Annotated in this window: 8 protein-coding genes and 1 pseudogene; 4 read left to right on the forward strand and 5 right to left on the reverse strand. The window is 57.3% G+C overall.

Annotation, left to right across the window (positions count from 1 at the left end):
- Nucleotides 1-23: 23 nt before the first annotated feature.
- Nucleotides 24-422 carry a response regulator gene (locus V7080_RS00265; RefSeq protein ID WP_334186384.1) on the reverse strand — a complete coding sequence of 133 codons (399 nt, stop codon included), beginning with the start codon at nucleotides 420-422 and terminating at the stop codon, nucleotides 24-26.
- Nucleotides 409-2,256: a sensor histidine kinase gene (locus tag V7080_RS00270; protein WP_334186385.1), complete on the reverse strand. Its 1,848-nt coding sequence runs from the start codon at nucleotides 2,254-2,256 to the stop codon at nucleotides 409-411. The genes V7080_RS00265 and V7080_RS00270 overlap by 14 nt, the downstream gene beginning before the upstream one ends.
- Nucleotides 2,257-2,560: 304 nt before the next feature.
- Here V7080_RS00270 and V7080_RS00275 point away from each other — a divergent pair.
- A pseudogene (locus tag V7080_RS00275) lies at nucleotides 2,561-2,869 on the forward strand (IS3 family transposase); the annotation flags it as partial.
- A 44-nt stretch (nucleotides 2,870-2,913) separates the two neighbouring features.
- On the opposite strand, the gene V7080_RS00280 reads toward V7080_RS00275, so the two are convergent.
- The 3 genes from V7080_RS00280 to V7080_RS00290 all read right to left on the reverse strand — a co-directional run bounded on the left by V7080_RS00280 (nucleotide 2,914) and on the right by V7080_RS00290 (nucleotide 6,553).
- The gene (locus tag V7080_RS00280) at nucleotides 2,914-3,921 is read right to left on the reverse strand and encodes an Ldh family oxidoreductase (RefSeq protein WP_334186386.1); all 1,008 of its coding nucleotides are present in this window, start codon (nucleotides 3,919-3,921) and stop codon (nucleotides 2,914-2,916) included.
- 550 nt (nucleotides 3,922-4,471) lie between these two features.
- Nucleotides 4,472-5,839, reverse strand: coding sequence for a sigma-54-dependent transcriptional regulator (locus V7080_RS00285; RefSeq protein WP_334186387.1), 1,368 nt, complete (start codon nucleotides 5,837-5,839; stop codon nucleotides 4,472-4,474).
- Nucleotides 5,840-6,028: 189 nt separating this feature from the next.
- Entirely contained in the window at nucleotides 6,029-6,553 is a 525-nt protein-coding gene (locus tag V7080_RS00290; protein ID WP_334186388.1) for an aspartyl/asparaginyl beta-hydroxylase domain-containing protein, read from the reverse strand.
- 564 nt (nucleotides 6,554-7,117) lie between these two features.
- Here V7080_RS00290 and V7080_RS00295 point away from each other — a divergent pair.
- The 3 genes from V7080_RS00295 to V7080_RS00305 form a co-directional block, all read left to right on the forward strand.
- Nucleotides 7,118-11,473 (forward strand): LLM class flavin-dependent oxidoreductase, encoded by a 4,356-nt coding sequence (locus V7080_RS00295; protein WP_334186389.1) that lies wholly within the window; start codon nucleotides 7,118-7,120, stop codon nucleotides 11,471-11,473.
- On the forward strand, nucleotides 11,470-19,365 hold the full coding sequence (locus V7080_RS00300) for an amino acid adenylation domain-containing protein (RefSeq protein ID WP_334186390.1): 7,896 nt from the start codon (nucleotides 11,470-11,472) through the stop codon (nucleotides 19,363-19,365). The genes V7080_RS00295 and V7080_RS00300 overlap by 4 nt, the downstream gene beginning before the upstream one ends.
- On the forward strand, nucleotides 19,362-20,760 hold a 1,399-nt coding region (locus tag V7080_RS00305; protein ID WP_334186391.1), incomplete at its 3' end, for a condensation domain-containing protein. The genes V7080_RS00300 and V7080_RS00305, both read left to right, overlap by 4 nt.

The raw sequence follows: 20,760 nt of genomic DNA on the forward strand, positions 1-20,760 counted from the left end.
CAAAGCTACCAACCGGCGATCCGTCATTTCGGAGTGACTTCCTGCCTGCCACCGCCGACAGAGTGTCGCGCTACCTTGCCCGCTACGCCCCAACGGAGTGCTGCCCATCGTGATGCGAGCCCGGTATTTCGGGCGATCGATGGGGGCATGTCCGCCAGCATGCATTGCGCACTGAAAGCAAGGTGCCGCTCCTGCGGTCGATGCTGGCCAATGCGGAAATGGACAAGCACATCGAGTCCGGATCTTCCCGCCAGGTGGACATCGGTCACTACCACGCCGGGGAAGCCCGGCTCCAGCCATTTTTGCACCTGCTCGGCGCTGTCGCAGGCATGCACGGCAAAGCCGCCAAGCTGCAGGGTCTGCGTGGGGGCTATCCGCACCGTCTTTTCATCTTCAATGAGTAGTACTTCACATACTGACAAGGTGATCTCCTTCTGCCGATCCTTTTGCCGGTTGCGGTCCGATTGCCTGCAATGGCAGCCTGACCAGGAACTCCGCGCCGCCGTCGGGCAGATTGCGCGCGATGAGTTGCCCGTTCATGGCTTGCACGATCGACGATGATATCGCCAGACCCAATCCCAATCCCTTGCCGGAGGGTTTGGTGGTAAAAAACGGTTCGAACAAATGCGCGGCGACCTGCTCCGGAATGCCGGCGCCGGAATCCCGGATCGCGATGACCACCTCGTCCTTGCGTCGCTGCAGGCGAATCGAAACCTGTCTCGTCGCCGCCCCTTCCACCGCATCGATCGCGTTGCGCAGCAGGTTGATCAGCACCTGCTCGATCCGCACCGCATCGCCGGTCACTCTTACCTGTTCGGAAACATCCATGTCGAGCGCCACGTCCTGGCGGTGGAATTCGCTTTCCAGCAGGGCGACGGACGCATGGATCGATTGCGCTAGATCCACGGACGACACCGTTTCATGACTCTTGCGGGCAAACCCTTTCAGCTGTCCGATGATGGCGCCCATACGGGCGCTGGCCGCGCTGATATGCGTCAGGTTTTCGCTTGCCGGTGTAATCTGCCCGCGATCAAGGAAAGTCACCGCATTGTCGGCGAACGCACGGATCGCCGCCAGCGGCTGATTCAGTTCATGGGTCATGCCGGCCGCCATCTGGCCAAGCATCGCCAGTTTGCCGGCCTGCACCAGTTCATTCTGGGTAGATCGCAGCAGATGTTCGGTTTCCTTCAGTTTTGCGTATTTCGTCTCCAGGCTTTGGTTCGCTTTGGTCAGCGCATGCGTGGTCTGCGCGATCCGGCGGTCCAGTTCTTCCGCCGCCTGCCGCAACGCCCTGCTTGACGCAAGTTGCTCCTCCAGCCGTCTCCGGCGCTGGTAAAACGCCCATAACGAGATGGCGGCGATCGCCAGTACCAGTGCGGCCGCCAGTGCGCTGAGGTTTGCGATGCGCTCGACCCGCGCGTGCGACGGGAACTGCATCAATTGCCAGCCAAGCCGGCCGATCGGCTGCGAAACCGATTCGCCGAATCCTTTTTGGGCCGAGGCGGTCAACGTTCCAATCGGCGTGATCTCGCGGCCGGCATATTGCTGCGTGCCTGCCAGATCGCGCTGCGCGATGGCGTCGAGCGCCACGGTGCTCTGGTATTTCCAGTCTGGTCGATTGCTCAGAAAAACCACACCGCTGCGATCGGCGAGTGCAATCGGGTCTTCGCTGCTTCGCCAGGTTTCCTCAAATTCGGACAGACTGATTTTTACCGCGATCACGCCTGCCGGATGTCCTGCACCACGCGCCGTGGCATCTGGGTATACCGGCTGCGCAATGAAATAGCCCGGCTCCCCAGTTGCATTACCGATCCCGTAGAACCGGCCGGCATCGCCTTTCAGCGCATCCTGGAAATAAGGGCGGAAGCTGAAATTGCGCCCAACGAAAGAGAGAGGCTCATTCCAGTTGCTAGAAGCCAGCGTATTCCCGTTACGGTCCATCAGGTAAATGGCGCTGACTTTCGCCTGCCGCTGGATGGATTGCAGAATCAGGTTGAGGCGCTCAATGACTGCCCGGTCTTCGGAACGGGCCAGTGCCTGCGTGACTTCGGGCTGAAACGCCACAACGAACGGAAGGGTCTCGAATTTTTCCAGGACCGACTCCAGATTGAGCGCGATGATATGCAACTGGCGCTCACTGCTGGCCTGGATTCCGCTGCGCGCCTTGCTTTCTCCAATCAGATAGGCAGTCACCACCACTGCCGCCGCACAGCATAGGGCAAGCAGGAAAAGAACGATGCGTTTTTTAGATCTCATGCTGTCGTCTGCTTGTTTATTTGGTCAGTCGTTACTCATGACAGTGTGCAGGCTTCATGCAAGCGCATTGCCTTAAAGCAGCCCAGTATTTTTACAGGAAGACGTACAAAGTTTTCCGCTGATTCCCGATTGGGCTTGTGCGAAAAGGCAGAATTTCGCCCGCAACATGTGCAGCTTTTAGCCGTGTTTCGGTATCCGGCGCCGAGCTTCCCGCGCCGTGTATCGTCATTTATAGCCTTCCGTTGTCTTTGTTCCCTCTTTCGTAAGGTTCACGCATACGCGCCTGTGACGCTTTGTTAATGGCTGTCCGGCCAACAACCTGGAACTCAGCATGAATCGGCGCGGTAACTGTTGAGAGTCGGAGCATTGTTTTGACACTGTGGCCGAGTCCTTCTTCAGTAGCCTGAAAAAAGAGCGGATCCGCAAGCGTATTTACAAAACCCGCGATCTGGCTCGTACCGATATCCTTGATTGCATCGAAGTCTTCTACAATTGGAATAGGCGTCATAGCCATCTGGGCCGCATCTGCCCCTGTGGCGTCAGAGCGCGTCTCAATGTAGGGCTAGCCTTTGTCTGCCGTACCGGAAGTACTCCAATGTGCTTAGTGAAGTGACTGTGAAACTAGAGGAAGCACAAGCTGCCTTAAACCCGCATTAGTTAAAGATACGGCCCAATTGCTGCCCATTCATTGTCATCTAAGGGTATGCCATTTAGAACCCGTTCACGTCGTATCCTGCGTTCCCCATCCACCAGGGCGAAAAGAGAATTGCTGTCTTCAGTTAAGTTATTCCTGAAATGATTTAACAACTGGGAAGTCCTAAAACAGAACCTTTCTCCAGAGGTAAATCCATCTATATTGACGCAAATAAGAAAATAACCTACGCCCCGCTGCCGCTTATCGTAAGCGGTGTCAAGGCGTACGAACTGATCGTTAAACGGCATATTACTTAATAACGTACAAAGAATTTGCACAATCATTCCGAGCCCTTGTTCTTTGTATTCCTGAAGCTCTTCTAAGGCCATGACTTCGTTGGATGACTGCACGTCATGACTGTTTACGTCCTCTGTTCCAGCCGCTTGCCACTCTAATTTTCGATCAAGAAATTGCATCATCATTGAATACGTCAACGGACTGGTTGCCATATCAATGCAAAATGACTCGTCGGTACTGGGAACTGCGATAGCAAGCGGAGTTGCTCGATGAGGGGAAATACCGCCATTTATTGGCGATATCCTCGACTCTGAATTGCTAGAGACAAGACCAATGAAATTTTCTTGTGCTGCTCGCTTTGCATAGTAGCTGGCCGCGCCGAAATGATTAGAGTTTTGCACCGCAACGGCGGCGATTCCATATATTTTCGAGCGTTCAATTGCAATATTCAACGCATGAGATGCCGCAACTACACCGAGTGCGTGGTCTGCGTCTAGCACCGCTACTGCCGGCAATGTGGACGTTACCACCATAAGTGGGTTTGGATTACTGCTACCTACACGCAATTCTTCGAGATATGTGGTGAATAGCTTTACACCGTGCGTATTGTTGCCATCTAGCGCCATCGATATCAACGCCTCACATACGGCCGTGATATGCGGTTGCGGAAGGTTGAACTCGTTGAAAGCGCGGCCCATCGCCGCCTTAAGAAGGTCTGCTTGAACTAATCGCATCGTTTGCCTAGGTCCACGGTGTTATTACACAACGACCAAAACGGTCTATATATGATCGGATGGCCCACGGGTTTTTTATTGCTAGCGCAAATTTTACTTATTGGTTCCCTCGTCAAATGGCTTTAATCAGATGACATTTCTTAATACACGCCGCGCGTTCGCCAAACCATCCTCGATCGACATTCTTCGGTCTCAATGCTCACAGCAATGTTTCCAGCGCGGAGCCGACGCGAATGAATATGCTATTTATTCCAACTCAAAAAATAGTCTCTTCACGTATTCTTGTAGGAAGCCGTCTTCACAGCTACGTTTTATAAATTCAAAGCAAAGCGTGGGGTTCGCTTCCCGACTCGAATACACTTACCGAAGTCCTGCTTCGTCGACAAGTGTGGGATCAATGCGCATTGCTTGGCCAGTAAGGTCACGTACAGTAGGCTCAACATCATCCACTGCAAGCGCAATGTCTGAATGCTTAAAGCCGTATTGTTCGACAAGGCAGGAGTAAAAAATCATATTCTGTCCTGCCGTCACGCTACTAGACATTCCTGGACTACGATTTGATCGGAATTCCAAGACGTTTCATTTTGTCGTATAGCGTTTTCTTGGAGATGTGAAGCATCTCTGCTGCATCGGCCACACTAGCCTTACTTCTGCGAAGCGCCTCTGAAATAATGATTTTTTCATAAGCGCCGACCCGCTCATGCAAAGAACTATCGACGAGAGGATTTTCGGGATTGGCTAAGCCGTTAGTCGCTTGGTTGGCTGCCTCCGGAGCAATCCAGTGAGGTTGCTGTCCCATGCCGAGCACGAGGCGCTCAGAAAAATTGCGCAACTCCCTCACGTTACCAGGCCACTCATGGCGCTTCCATTCGCTCATTTCCTGGTCGCTCCACACTGGAACCGGACGGCCAAACCGGCGCGAAGCCTCCATCACGAAATGGGACAGCAAGAGCGGGATGTCTTCACGGCGGTCTGCGAGGCGAGGCAATTGGATTGTGACCACTCCAATTCGGTAGAAAAGGTCCGTACGGAATCTGCCTTCCTCACTTAACTTGAATAGATCTGCCTTCGTCGCTGCCACTATGCGGCAGTCTATGGGGATCAGTTGATTTCCGCCGATGCGCTCTAGTCGCCGTTCCTGCAGTACGCGAAGCAGCTTGACCTGCAACTGAAGCGGCATGCTCTCAATTTCGTCAAGGAATATGGTTCCACCATTAGCGTACTCGAATTTTCCGATACGTCGCTTTTGCGCTCCGGTATACGCCCCGGCTTCGTGACCGAACATTTCGCTTTCAAAGATGGACTCAGGTAATGCACCACAATTGATTGCGACAAATGGCCCTTTACGTCCGCTAACCGCATGAAGCTGCCTCGCTATTACTTCCTTGCCTGTTCCGGTCTCGCCGTCTATCAAGATGTCGACGGCCGTGGGTCCAAGATTGGCGACCTGATTGCGTACCCGATTGAGCTCTTTGGATTCGCCGATCATGGGCGGCTCGGCAAATCGATCGCGCGTTAAGGTTTGAAGTTGTCGGTTCTCGACAATCAGCGATCGTTTTTCCGATGCGCGTTTGACGGCTACCACAAGACATTCCGGAACGAAAGGCTTGGCAATGAAGTCATAAGCTCCGCCTCGCATTGCATCGACCGCCATGCCAATATCTCCGTGGGCAGTGACAAGAATGACGGGAATGTCAGAGTCGACCGCCATCACATCGTGCAGCAGATCCAAGCCGGACCGGCCGGGCAGCCTGACATCAGTCAGAATGACGCCATCGAAGCGCCGGTCAATGGCGCCACTAGCATCCTCTGCCCTTGCAAACTGAAGCACCTGGAACCCGCCGAGTTCTAGGGTTTGTGATATTGCTTTACGAAGGGCTTCATCGTCTTCGACAAGAATCACTTTTGGGTTTGACAATTAATCTCCTTTCGACTTGCTTTCGCTATGCTGGTGGCGATTAACGTGATCGATTCATCGATGTCAAAGCCCGACCAACTGTCGGGCCAACAGTTTCACGCCGGACCCTGCTGCTGCACCGCTGGCGGCCGGTCATCAGGTACGGTAGGCTTGGAGGAAGGATGAAAATGACCTTCTCGCGCCAAACAGTCAGTAGGAGGTTACAGCTTCAGGAAACGTTACGTTGCTTTGAACGTCGCGCTTGAAATCCAGCAACAGTACGACGCGCGTCGTCGCACTTTTGTTCCAAGCCTCGTGCAGATAGGTGTCGTCGAATACAAAGCAGGAACCGGGGTACCAAGACCTGACCTCATCGGCCACTTTGATCCCGCAATCGGCAGGTGTTATGAGTCCCAGATGGCAGCGCAACACTTGATTTGTGTAGCCAACATGCGGTGTGATGTGTGTACTGGGTGCAAGCGAAGAAAAGCCTGCAGTCACAAGACCGGGAATCGCCTCGACCAGCGCGGTGGTTTGGGGGCAAAGCGCGCAGTGCTCGTCAACCCGTTCCCCAAACTTATACAGGCCAAAAACGGTCCATTTGCCTTGGTATATATCACGCTCAGGCCAATCGATAAAATAGGTGCTGCTCAAGTTGAGCAATTCATCGCGGACGGCTTGCCACTGATCCTGCAAGCGCACGATCGCAGGGAATTCTGTCGATTCCAAAAACATGAATGTCTCCAAGTGAAGTGGTCGAGTTTTGTCAGCCGACGATGCGAACCGACCGGAATACAGCCACTTTTTTTATCAAAAGCGTAACCGAAAACTGTTAGCTTTGCACGGCTTTGTAAGCGGCACACCAGTTATCAGGTCGACATTCTGGAGCCGGTCGAGTAAAGCCGTTACATTTTTCGGAACCAATCGACGCTCTGTCTGGAATTCCATCCGCTTTTGACAAGCCCTTAATTTCTCCATTTGTTATTTCGTATTGTTTTCAGCGACTTATATTCTTTCTTGGGGTGGCACGCAATCTGCAATTACAGCTACCCAGCCATTAGCTCGCTTGCAAGGGCGAGTTTTCAATGTAACGCATAAACGCGTTAACAAATTGCCAACCGGAAAGTGCGCGGCCTCTGCAGCCTGGTTAGGAGGAACATGACGTGAAATCGCGTCTTGATTGTGCGGACAGGAAACGTAAGCAGCGGTAAGCGCCGGCGTCAAACCGGCAACGGTTGGGTGATAGCAGGACTGCAGCATCATTGAGATTTAACGAACTCGGTCGAAGGAGGCGCGCTAGTGATTGCAGATTCGATGATGTCAGAGCTCATCGCACGTGGGGAGCGCCATGACCTTGCAACCGTTCAGCGCGAAATTTGGTTCGATCAGGTTATGCATGGCGATATCCCGATGTACAACATTGGCGGCTATGTGCACATCGAAGGGGCCATTGACTATGGCCGATTTACCGAGGCATTCAATCTGGTTTTTCACAAGCATGACAACCTTCGGCTGGTCCTAATTGAGCCCGGAAATGCCGAAGGTGAGCCTGAGCAGGTCATTTTGCCGGCTTTTCGTCTGGACGTGCCCATTCATGACTTTTCATACGAGACCGATCCGCATGCAGCTGCCGTTCAGTGGATTCAGGCACGCCTCGACACGCCATTCACGCTGTATCGTCAGCTACTTTTTCGCTGTGATCTGATTAAACTTTCAGAAAGCCGGTTTTACTGGTCCATGCATTTTCACCACTTGGCGACGGACGGCTGGGGCATCGCCTTGCTGGGACGTTCCATGGCATCGATTTATTCGGCAATGGAAGCAGGGGAAATACCGAGCCTTTCGGCACCCCAGTATGTCACCTACATTCAGCATGACCATGGTTACCGCGCCAGTGATGCCTACAGGCGCCAGCGCGCGTATTGGTTGGCAAAATTCGAAGAAGTGCCGGAACCTCTGTTTGCGCCGCGAAAGCACTATGGCGAAGGAACTGACAGGCAGGCGAGTGACTGCCTAACATTCACGCTTGCGCGGGAAATCTATGACAGGCTGACATTGTATGCAGAAGCCCGGCGGGCCACGACCTTCCAGATCATTCTTGCGCTTCTGTATGTCTATGCGGCACGTATATCTCAAAAGGAAGACATCACGATCGGGATCCCGGTTCTTAATCGTTCGAATGCGGCGTTCAAGGACACTTTCGGTCTGTTCGCAAGCATCTGTCCAATGCGCGTTGCCCTTTCACCGGAAATGACATTCGACCAAGCGCTGGCGCGACTCTCCGGTATTCTGAAACAAGACTATCGGTATCAGCGGTTTCCAATAAGCGAAATCAATCGTGCCGTCGGGTTGCGGCATGCGGAACGGCGGCAGTTATTTGATATCTGCCTTTCCTACGAATCCCACGATCACGCGATCGCTTTCGGGTCGGCCCGTGGCCATTCTGTGGCAATGCTGAACAGGTATCAACAGACACCCCTGACGCTGTTCGTAAGAGAATTCAATCGAAGCGAAAATATTCGATTGGACTTCGTCTTCAACACGCAATACTTTGACGCAGCCTCGATTGTTGAGACTCACAAACGGATCAATGTCCTTATTGAGGCGATTCTCAAGGAGGAAGCATGCTCCCTGAATCGCCTTCCATTACTCACGCGAGAAGAGGTAGCGCAACTCGACACGTGGAATGACACGCGGGTAAATTTCAGCGCTCCGGACCAAGTGCACCAGATGTTCGAGGCAGAAGTTGCGGTCAACGGGAATGCGATTGCGGTAATAAGCGACGAAGGGCGTCTCACTTATCGCGAACTGAATGAGCGGGCCAATCGTCTTGCCCGCCACTTGGTGGCGCTCGGAGTTGGGGCGAATTCGCCTGTGGCCGTTTGCATACCCAGAAGCAATGAACTGCTGATTGGCCTGCTGGCGGTCCTGAAGGTGGGAGCGACTTATGTTCCACTCGATGCCAGCTATCCGGCGGAGCGGATCGGTTTCATTCTCCAGGATAGTGCTCCGTTGGCGGTTCTTGTCCATGGAAAGAAAACCGACCCGGCCTACACAGCAGTGCAACAGTCATGCGCCGGGGAAGCTTCTGGCTGCACGCTCGTCGATGTGCATCGGGACGCCGCGCTCTGGGAGCATCTATCCGCCGCGAACCTTGAGCTTGCAAATCTGCCGCCACCGGACGAGTGCATCGCCTACATCATCTATACCTCCGGATCGACCGGTAAACCGAAAGGAGTGGCCAACACCGTTGCAGGCCTGCGCAACCGGCTGGCCTGGTTTCACAGAAAGGTAGCCGGAACGCCACTTATAACGGCCTTCAAGACCAGTATTGGTTTCGTCGATTCCGTAACAGAAACATTGGAAACGATCACGGCAGGCGGAAGCCTCGTCGTCTTCAATCACGACAGCGTCCGCGATCCGGATGCGTTTGCGAAACGTGTCAGTCAGTTCGCAGTATCGAACCTGGTCGTCGTCCCTTCTTTCCTCAAGCACTTCACAGCCATCCCGGCAGATGCGTTGGACACCGTGCGCACCGTCGTGTGCAGCGGGGAACGCCTTGCGCCGGATCTCGTGCGCGCATTCCGGAGCGCCCATCCGCGTGCACGGTTGTTCAACTTCTATGGTTCGTCGGAAGCGAACGGCGATTCGACCGCATTCGAGTTCGACGCGCAGACGACACAAGCGCTTGGCGAGGGCTCAATCATTGGCTGGCCGATTGCCAACACATGCATCTACATACTCGACAAGTGGGGGCAGCGCCTGCCAGTGGGCGTGCCTGGGGAACTGTACATCTCAGGCTTGGGGGTCGGGCTTGGATATCTGAATCAGGAGGAGCGTACGGCAGAACGCTTCATGATCGATCCCTTCCGTGACAGGGCGACACGTATGTATCGGACCGGCGACCTAGCGCGCTTCCGGCCGGATGGCAGCATAGAGTTCCTGGGACGTAACGACTTTCAGATCAAAATTCGCGGATTCCGCATCGAACTTGGCGAAGTGGAGAAAGCCATTGCGAGCCATCCGGATGTAAAGGAATGTGTAGTAGTCGCCGATCGCGGCGTCGAGGACGAATATCGTCTCGCAGCATATGTGGTACCGCAGGCGGGGCAACGGAATGGTGACTCGCCGGAAGGTGACGGCATGGCATTCAGTCTGTTCTACTTTGGCGCAGAGACATACGAACAGGATGACAAGTACCGACTCTATATCGATTCTGCGCGGTTCGCCGATCAGAACGGCTTTCATGCAGTCTGGACTCCGGAGCGTCATTTCCACGAGGTCGGCGGACTTTACCCGAATCCGGCAATTTTGAGCGCGGCATTGGCGACAGTCACCAGCCGGATCCAGCTGCGCTCCGGCAGCGTCGTCCTACCCCTGCAAGACCCGATTCGGGTCGCCGAAGAATGGTCGGTGGTCGACAACCTGTCGGGCGGCCGCGTTGGCGTCTCGATCGCGTCGGGCTGGGTGCCTCGCGATTTCGTGCTTGCACCGGACAACTACATGCGCCGGAAGGACGTCATGGCCACCGGCATCGACGCGCTGCGGTCGCTTTGGCGCGGCAATCCGGTGGAAATCCCGAACGGGATGGGAAGCATGTCGGAGGTAAGAATTTATCCCAAGCCTGTGCAGTCGGAACTTCCGTTGTGGTTGACGTCGTCAGGCAATCCCGCCACCTTCATGCAGGCCGGTGCGCTCGGAGCCAACCTTCTGACCCATCTTCTGGGCCAGACCATCGAAGAGGTTGCCGCCAACATCAAGGTCTACAGACAGGCACTTGCCGACCACGGACATGATCCAAATCGCGGCCGCGTTACCTTGATGGTGCACACCTACCTCGGGGGCGATTTCGATGAAACCTTGCGCAAGGCGCAGCGGCCGTTCACCCGCTACATGCGCTCGCACCTTGGCTTGCTGGAAGCATTCGCCAAGGGGATGGGGATTGCGACGGACAGCCTTGCCGAAAAGAACGTCGATACCATCGTGAACTACGCGTTCGAACGCTATTCCCGCACTGCGTCCCTGATCGGCACGCCACAAACATGTTTGGAGGTGGTGGCACAACTGCGAGATGCCGGCGTCGACGAGATTGCTTGCCTCATGGACTGGATGGACGCGGACCAGGCGCTGCAGGCATTGCCGTATTTGAACGAGTTGCGGCAGCTCGTGGAGAAAACGCCCCCCAGCACTGGCGTCATGCGTAAGCACCTTAAGCGCTTCCTGCCCGACTACATGATTCCATCAAGCCTGACTTACTTGAATCACTTGCCGCTCACCTCCAGCGGAAAAATCGACCGCAGCGCGTTGCCCCGGCCTTGCCTCGTCGCGGCGAACCGCCGTTACGTCGCGCCACGCACGGAGACCGAGATAAAGCTGGCCGAAATCTACTCAAAAGTTTTGCAACTGGATACAGTCGGCGCGCAGGACCGTTTCTTTGAAATCGGCGGGGATTCGCTACTGGCCGTGAGGCTTAACAACAGCATACAGCAGACGTTCAACGTGACGCTGCCGATCCGGGATTTGTTCGAGCACGCCAGTCTAGAGGAGCTCGCCGAGCACCTTGACTTACTCGCGTCTGTGCAACGGCAGGAAGAGGGGGCAGCCCCAATTGGCCGGCGGTCGCTAAAGCCCGGTGCCGTGACCGTTCGCGTATGACATTCGAAGTCTTTTTGGAGCACCTCGCCGACGCTTCGGTCCACCTACGGCGCGATGGAGACGAACTGGTCGTCACGTTCAACCGTGGCGAACCGGACAAGTCGACCCTGGATGCCCTCCGTGCATACAAGGCCGAGCTCCTGATTTTTTTGGAGCAGCAGGGCGGCGAATGGGGAGCGCCTGGCCAGGTTGCAGCGCCGGAGCAGCGTATGCTTTCGTACGGCCAGCAGCGCCTCTGGTTCCTGCAACAGTTACAGCCTTCGAGCGCCGCATACAACGAAGAGTTTTGTGTGCGCCTGCAAGGGGCCATCCATGCCGATCAACTCGAATGCGCGTTGAATGACATCGTGCGCCGGCATGAAGTGCTGCGAGCCACTTTCGGTTGCCTCGATGGACAACCCAGCCTTGAAGTGGCGGAAGAGCTTAAGCTTCATCTGCGTCGCCATGACTTGAGCCACGTTGCAGCCGCCGAACAATGGAGCACTGCGCTCGAATTAGCGGGAGCCCTGGTGCTCCACCCCTTTGAACTTGCTTCAGGACCGCTGCTGCGCGCAGACCTGATCAAGCTGAATGCGCAAGATCATCTGCTGCAGATCTGCATGCATCACATGATCACGGACGGCTGGTCGATGCGAGTGCTGGCGGCCGAGCTGATTACGATTTATCGCGCACGGCTCGAGGGGCGGGCAGGAGCACTGCAGGAGCCGGCCGTTCAGTATTCCGACTTTGCTTCTTGGCAACGCGCACGGCTCGACCAGGGCCGAATGCGCAAGCAAGTCGATTTCTGGCGAACGCAGTTGGAAGACGCTCCGACGGTACTGAACCTTCCTTTCGATCGCCCCAGGCCTCCAGCGCAGGATCACGACGGCGCCTTCGTCGAATTCGTCATCGATGCAGAATTGACGGCGCGGCTTCGGCAATTTTGTGCCCGCCAAGGTGCAACGCTGTTCATGGGCATCCTGGCCGGATGGTCAGTGGTGCTTTCACGTCTCTCCGGGCAAGACAACCTGGTCGTGGGTTCGCCGGTTGCGGGTCGCGGACGTCCGGAACTGGAAACGCTGATCGGTTTCTTGGCCAATACGTTGCCCCTGCGTATCGATCTCGACGGGGCGCCGGGTGCTGCGGACCTTGTGCGCCGCGTCAAGGCTGCTGTGATAGCCGCGCACGAACACCAGGACCTGCCGTTCGAGTACATGGTGGATGCCATAAAGCCGGCTCGCAGCATGTCTCACAGCCCGTTGTTCCAGGTGATGTTGAACTGGCAGACAGACTCGACGGGCTCGATCGATTTTCCCGGCGTGACGGTCAGTGCTGTCTACACACCCTGCAACATTGCCAAGTTCGATCTGACCCTGCGGATCGTTGAAGAGAAAACGAGGCTGCTCGCGCGTTTCGAGTATGCGACCGCGCTGTTCGATCGCTCCTCGATCGAGCGGCAGGCACAGTACCTGCCCGGCATACTGTGCGCCATGCTTGAAGATGAGCAGACCCCAGTAACCGAGCATTCCTTGGTCGGCAGCGAAGAGTGGCACCAGCAGGTCGTTGAATGGAATGCGACGCAGGCACCGTTCGCGGATGACAAGTGCATCCATCAGCTGTTCGAAATGCAGGCAGAGAGCCATCCGGACGGCATTGCGCTGATTTATGACGATGTGCAACTGAGCTACCGCGCGCTCAACGCACGCGCAAACCGGCTCGCACGGCATCTGCGCCGGCGTAGCGTTTGCGTGGATACGCCAGTGGCAATCTGCCTGGAGCGCGGGCCGGATCTGGTCATTGCCTTGCTTGCAGTGCTCAAGGCCGGTGGGGCCTATGTTCCGCTCGACCCTACCCATCCGGCAGAAAGGCTTGCGCATGCAGTGCGGGACAGCGGTGCGCAGCTCGTGCTGCTTCAATCTACGCTGGAAGCCGGATTGCTTGCCATGGTAGGTGCTTCCTGCCCGGCGCTTATTCGCCTCGATGAGCAGGCGGGCGATTGGTCCCAGGAACCCGAGCACGACTTGGAACCAGTGGCGGGGCAGTCTGTATCCAGTCTTGCATACGTTATCTATACGTCCGGCTCAACCGGACTTCCCAAGGGCGTCATGGTCGCACATCGAGGCGTCGTCAACCTGCTGCAGTCGCTCGGAAATCTTGTCGACATGCATAGGCAGGAGCGCGTGCTGGCGCTGACGACGATTGCATTTGATATTGCTGCCCTCGAGCTTTATCTGCCGCTGATCTACGGTGCGCGCGTGGTACTGTGCAGCCGGACGGACAGTGCTGATCCCACAGCCCTGGCGGACCTGCTGGAGCAGCACGGAATTTCCCTGATGCAGGCGACACCTGCGACCTGGCGGATGCTGCTGGCAGCGAACTGGCAAGGCGCGGAGCATATGAAGGCGCTGTGCGGAGGGGAAGCGCTGGGGCGCGATCTCGCGTGCGAGCTGGCCGCGCTTGTTGGCCGCCTCTGGAATGTGTACGGTCCGACCGAGACGACCATCTGGTCCACGTGTGCTGCCATCGCGCGTGCCGCAAAGCACGGTGTCGGCCCCCATATGCCGATCGGCCGTCCTCTGGCAAACACCCGTGTCTATCTGCTTGACGAACGGCAGCGCGTTGTTCCGATCGGGGCCATCGGGGAGATATACATCGGGGGTGCCGGCGTGGCGCGCGGCTATTTGAACCGGCCGGAACTGAACGCAGAACGTTTCATCGCCGACCGCTTCGCCGATGATGGATCGTGTCTGTACCGCACTGGCGATCTTGCCCGCTATCTGGCCGATGGCAGCCTGGAATTCCTTGGGCGCACCGATTTCCAGGTCAAGCTGCACGGCTTTCGGGTGGAACCGGGCGAAATCGAGGCATGCATCGCTCGTCACCCCGGGGTGCGTGAGGCTGTGGTGTCGCTACAGGGCGAAGGTGAAGACAAGCGCCTGGTCGCCTACTACATACCCGTAGCCGAGACACAGGTCGATGTTGCCGGCTTGCGCGCCAGGCTGGTCAGGCTGCTTCCCGATTACATGGTGCCAGCGGCCTATGTCCAGCTTGCGGAAATGCCACTTACACCGAATGGGAAGCTTGACCGTAAGGCACTGCCGGCGGCTGGTGCAGATGCGGTGGCCCGAAGCGCCTACGTGGCGCCGAGTGACAATGTAGAAACCGTGTTCGCCAGCATATGGAGCGAGTTGCTCGGGCTCGATCGTGTCAGCAGGCTCGATCACTTCTTCGAAGCCGGCGGTCAGTCGCTGCTTGCGGTACGCCTGGTTTCGCGCTTGCGCACGGAATTAGGTGTCGAACTACCTGTCGCCGAGGTGTTTGCACACCCCGTGCTGAAGGATATGGCGGCCCTAATCCGAACCGCTGCACGCAGCCAACTGCCGCCCGTCATCGCAGTCGCGAGAACCGAGGATCTGCCCCTGTCGTTTGCGCAGCAGCGTCTCTGGTTCCTCGGGCAGATGGAGCATGTCAGCCGCGCCTACAACATGGGCTTTGCGCTGGTGCTCAGGGGCATCCTGAATGACGGATGCCTGCAGCGCGCGCTCGACAGTTTGGTCGAACGCCATGAAGCCTTGCGAACCGTCTTCGTCCTTGACGATGGGCAGCCGGTGCAGCGCATCAGTCGCGAAGCGCGTGCATTCGCGCTTGAACGCGTGGACCTGCGGGACGACCATGACGCCGACGAACGACTTCAGGCATTGATGCAAGCAGAGATAGCTACGCCATTCGACCTGCAGCACGGTCCGCTGGTGCGGGGCCGGCTGATTCGAACCGCAGAGCACGCCCACGTCATGTTATGTACGATGCATCATATTGTTTCGGATGGCTGGTCCGTGGGTGTCCTGACGCGAGAATTGAGCGCACTGTACGACGCCTATCTGCGCGGAGATCCTGATCCTTTGCCGCCGCTGGCGTTTCAGTACGCCGATTACGCCGTGTGGCAACGTCGCTGGAGCACAACGCAGGCACTGGCCGCGCATGCGGATTACTGGTTGAACGCGCTTGCAGACGCTCCTCCCAGGCTGGAACTGCCGCTTGACCGGTCACGGCCTGCGGAACAGGATTATTCAGGGGCCTTCATCGAAACGCACCTTGAGCCGCAACTCGTGCAGGACTTGCGTGCGCTGAGCCAGCGCCATGGCGCGACCATGTTTATGACTTTGCTGGCCGGATGGGCAATCCTGCTTGCACGCCTGGCCGATACGAACGACCTCGTGATCGGGGCGCCGGTGGCGAACCGCGCTCGGGCCGAAGCCGAGCCATTGGTCGGATTTTTTGTTAATGCATTGGCGCTGCGCCTGAACCTGTCAGGCGATCCGGATATCGCCGAACTGCTGGCACGTGTCCGTCACCGTGCGCTAGAAGCACAGACACACCAAGCCTTGCCATTCGAGCACTTGGTTGAGGCGCTCGCGCCTGCGAGGCGTCTGGAGCACCATCCGATTTTTCAAGCAACCTTCACCTGGCAGAATAACGAAGAAAGCGCCGTCAGGTTTCAGGACTTGCAAGTGGAGGTTATACCCACGCCCCGTCTGACCACCAAGTTCGACCTTTCGCTTTACCTGGCTGAGAAGGGCGATGGCATTGCCGGCGGAATCGAGTACGCAACCGCATTGTTCGATCACGCAACAATTGTGCGTTACCTGCGTTACTTCCAAAACATCTTGCGCGCCATGGTGGAGAACGACAACGCCCTCGTCAGCCGCATTCAGCTGATGGATTCGACCGAAGCACGCCAGATGCTTGGCCTCGGCCAGATCACACAAGCTGCGGACCTCGCGCTGGACGGGCCGGCATGTATGCATGAGTGGTTCGAGTGTGTGGCGGATGAATCGCCGGATGCGGTAGCTCTGGTGCATGGTTCCGCTTCGATGACCTACGGCGAGCTGAATGCGCACGCCAACCGCCTGGCGCACTACCTGCGCCGGCATGGCGTGTGTCCCGATGCGCACGTTGCGCTTTGCCTGGAACGTGGAACAGAGATGGTGACCGCCATTCTGGCCGTGCACAAAGCAGGAGGCGCCTATGTCCCACTCGACCCGGCTTATCCGGCAGAACGTCTTGAATACATGCTGGCCGACAGCAAACCGGTGATCGTTCTCACACATGCGCAAGTGCGCGGCGCGGCGCGCGGTGTTCTACAGCGCACCGCAGTACCGGTAATCGATCTGCAGGGAGATGATCGTGCATGGGAGCAGGAGCCTGTCGTGAATCCAAGCGGCGGGGACGGACCGTGCTCCGAACACTCAGCGTATGTGATCTATACTTCCGGGTCCACCGGTCGCCCAAAGGGCGTACTGGTCGAACATGGCAACTTGACGCGCCTGTTCTCTTCGACTCGTTCCTGGTTCAATTTTTCGTCATCAGACGTATGGACCCTGTTCCATTCATATGCGTTCGATTTTTCTGTTTGGGAGATGTGGGGCGCTCTGGCCCATGGCGGGCGCCTGGTCATTGTTTCGCACGACACGTCCCGATCGCCGCCGCAGTTCTATCAACTGCTCTGTGACGAAGGCGTCACTGTTCTGAACCAGACACCCAGCTCGTTCCGCCAGCTTGTAGAGGCGCAACGCCGGAGCGCTCAGACGCACCACCTGCGCACCGTCGTCTTCGGCGGGGAAGCGTTGGAGCCGGCAATGCTGAATCCCTGGTATGAACAGACCCGCAACCGGGACACGCAGCTCGTTAACATGTACGGCATTACGGAAACGACGGTTCATGTCACGTACCGCGCGTTGACTCCGGCAGATGTGAGCCGTGCCGGCGCCAGCCCGATCGGACATCCGCTTCCCGATCTGTCTGTCTATATCCTCGACCCGCACGGCGCCCCGGTTCCCCCTGGCGTGACAGGAGAAATGTATGTTGCCGGCGCCGGCGTCGCCCGCGGCTATCTGGATCAGCCGGTACTGACGGCAGAGCGCTTTCTGCCTGATTCTTTTGCCTCGCGGCCCGGGACACGCATGTACAGAACCGGCGATCTCGCGAGGCGCCTGCCGAGTGGAGAACTCGAATACGTCGGGCGTAACGACATGCAGGTTAAGGTGCGCGGCTTCCGTATCGAATTGGGCGAGATCGAGGCACGCCTGGCTGAGCACCCCGCCGTACGTGATGCCGCCGTGCTTGCAAGGGAGAACGGGCTGGACGACAAGCGCCTGATCGCCTACCTGACTACGCAGGACGATCTTACGCAAGAGGACGCTCTGCAACTGGCGCATGAACACGTTGCCGAATGGTCGCGTCTCTATGATCAGACCTACGACGACATGTCGTTCGAGCAGGCGAAGCCGGGTTTCAACTTTGTCGGCTGGCGCAGCAGCTACACCCACCGGCCGATTCCGGACGTGGAAATGCAGGAATGGCTGGCGGGGACCTTGAAACGCGTGCGCGGCCTGAAGCCGCGCCGCGTACTTGAAATTGGTTGCGGCACAGGCATGATTCTGTTCAACGTCGCGCCGGAATGCGAACGCTATGTCGGGACCGACCTTTCTCGCAAGACGGTCGACCAGCTTTCGCGACATATTCTGTCGAATCCGGAGCTCCGTGAGCGTACCGTGCTTGTGCATGGGCAGGCAGCTGATTTCTCTCACTTGCCGCAAGAGCGCTACGACACGGTGATCCTCAACTCGGTCGTTCAGTATTTCCCGAACAGCGAGTACCTGTTCGAGGTGCTCGCCGGGGCGGTTGACGCAACTGTTCCTGGAGGCAGGATATTCGTAGGGGACGTGCGCCACCATGGACTGCTCGAAGCATTCCACTTGTCTGTGCACCTTGCGCAATCCGAATCCGGGCTGCGCTTGCCTCAATTGACGACGAGGATCCGGCAAAAGGCTCGTCACGACCCCGAGCTGTTGCTCGATCCGGCCTGGTTCATGGCCTTGCGCGAGAAGCTTCCCGGAATTACAGCCGTGACCATCCTTCCTAAGGAAAGCGTGTATCAGAACGAAATGTCGGCCTACCGGTACGATGTCGTGCTGACCGTCGGCGTGCCGGCGAAAGAAGTGCCGGTATCAGCGCCGATATCGCACTGGGTAGATTGCGGCGGTGCCGGTTGGAACATGGACGTGATCGGACGCTGCATTGTCGAATCGCCGCACGAGGTGATCGGTCTCAGGTCGATTTTCAATCCACGCGTCGGGCCGGTCGCGCAGATGCTTGAGCAGACGCAGGATTTGGAAACCATCGAGCCGGCCGTATTCGGCGGCAGTAGCCAAGACCACGGCACATCTTGCGCTGAACTGGTCGCATTCTGTCACCAGCACGATTATCTGATCGAGCTAAGCTGGTATCCGGCAGACAGATCCGGCGCCTATCACGCTGTGGTATCAAAGAACGGCGCCTTGCCTGCTATCGACTGGCGGCAGTATGCACCGACGCAGGAGTTCAGCGACCGCCTGTCTCATGCGAATGATCCCTTGCTTGCCAAGAAGTTGGCGGCGCTACCGGACCAGCTGCGCGCGTACCTGGGCTCGAGACTACCCGAATACATGGTGCCCGCCGCGTTCCACATCCTCGATGCTTTACCTTTGACGGTGAACGGAAAGCTGGACCGAGCCCGTTTACTGGAAGAAGACATGCCTTTCCATGCGCCGCGGCCGTACGAAGCGCCGGTGGGAGAGATCGAGACAGATCTGGCCGCCATTTGGGAAGGGCTGCTGAAGGTGCCGCGTGTAGGGCGCGGCGACGATTTCTTTGCCCTCGGCGGGCATTCACTCCTTGGCACAAAGTTGATCGCCCGTGTCGCCCACGATATGGGAGTAGAACTTTCAATCCAGGATCTATTTTCCAGGCCGACGCTTTCCGCGCTTTCCGACCGGATCGTGAACCTGCTGCTTGACGACTTGGCACCGGGAGATCTGGCCGTTGAACAACTCGAATCCGGCTCTAAGCCATCCACGATAACGACGCTGACATGAGCGCTTCCCCATTCGACGATTTGCCGCAGGATGACCGCGACCGACTGGTGCGCCTGGCACGTGCCGCCAAGCTAAAGCGCCAGACCGCCATCCCGGTGATCGAACGCGGCAAGCCGTTACCGCTGTCGTTTGCGCAGCAGCGGCTCTGGTTTGTTACGCGCATGCAGATGGAAAGCGCGCCCTACCATATTTCGATTGGCTTGCGGATCGAAGGGATATTGGATCGGCTCGCCTTGCAACAGGCTTTCGCAGCGCTCGTCGCACGGCACGAATCGTTGCGAACGACCTTTGCGCTGGTTAACGACGAACCCGTGCAGGTCATTACAACGGGCAGCGCAGAGCTTGCCTTGCAAGAAGAAGACCTGCAGGCTTGCGATGAGCTTGATAAAGCTGTGCGCGAGGCGGTGACAACGGAAGCGCGCGTCGCGTTCGACCTGGCGAAGGGACCGCTGGTGCGCGGCCGCTTGCTCAAGCTGGGCCGGAATGAGCATGTATTACTGATCACAATGCATCACATTGTGTCGGACGGCTGGTCCTTGGGGGTAGCGACCGATGAGCTGACTGCGTTGTACCGTGCCCGCTTGGCGGGAATTACACAGACGTTGCCCGACTTGCCGCTGCAGTACGCGGATTACGCGGTTTGGCAACGAGGACGCCTGCAGGACGACGCATGGCAGTCCCAGATGAAGTATTGGCGGCAGACCTTGACCGGCGCGCCGGCAGTCATCGATCTGCCGTTCGATTCGCCGCGCCCTGCGCAACAGAATTTTACGGGAGGCTATGTCGAGCTGTTTCTCGACCCAGCACTTACAAGCGGCTTGAAGGCCCTGTCCCAGCGTCATGGCACCACGCTGTTCATGACGGTGTTGGCAGGTTGGGCTGCCATTTTGTCGTGCTTGTCCGGCCAGGAAGACCTGGTTATCGGAACACCGACCGCCAATCGCAGGCGCAAGGAACTTGCGGGTTTGATCGGCTTCTTCGTCAACGTACTGGCGCTCCGCATCGACTTATCTGGCAATCCGAACGTGGCCGAGCTGTTGGCGCGGGTCAAAGCGCAGGCGCTTGCGGCTCACGAGAACCAGGAGCTGCCATTCGAGCAGGTGGTCGAAATCGTCAACCCGCCGCGCAGCACCGCGCACAGCCCGCTGTTCCAGGTGTCGTTCACCTGGCAGAACAATGACGAAGGTACATTGCATGTGCCGGGCCTGAAGTTTTCCCGGCTCGACGGGCACTCCGGTACAGCAAAACATGACCTGTCCCTTTACCTGGGCGAGGTGGGCGACAAGATCTCGGGCGGCCTTGAATATGCGACTGCATTGTTCCAACAAGCCACGATCGAACGCTACTGCGGCTACCTGCGTACGGTGCTGCAGGCAATGGTGGAGGACGACAGCC

It is taken from the genome of Noviherbaspirillum sp. (assembly GCF_036846085.1).
Lineage (GTDB): Bacteria > Pseudomonadota > Gammaproteobacteria > Burkholderiales > Burkholderiaceae_D > Noviherbaspirillum.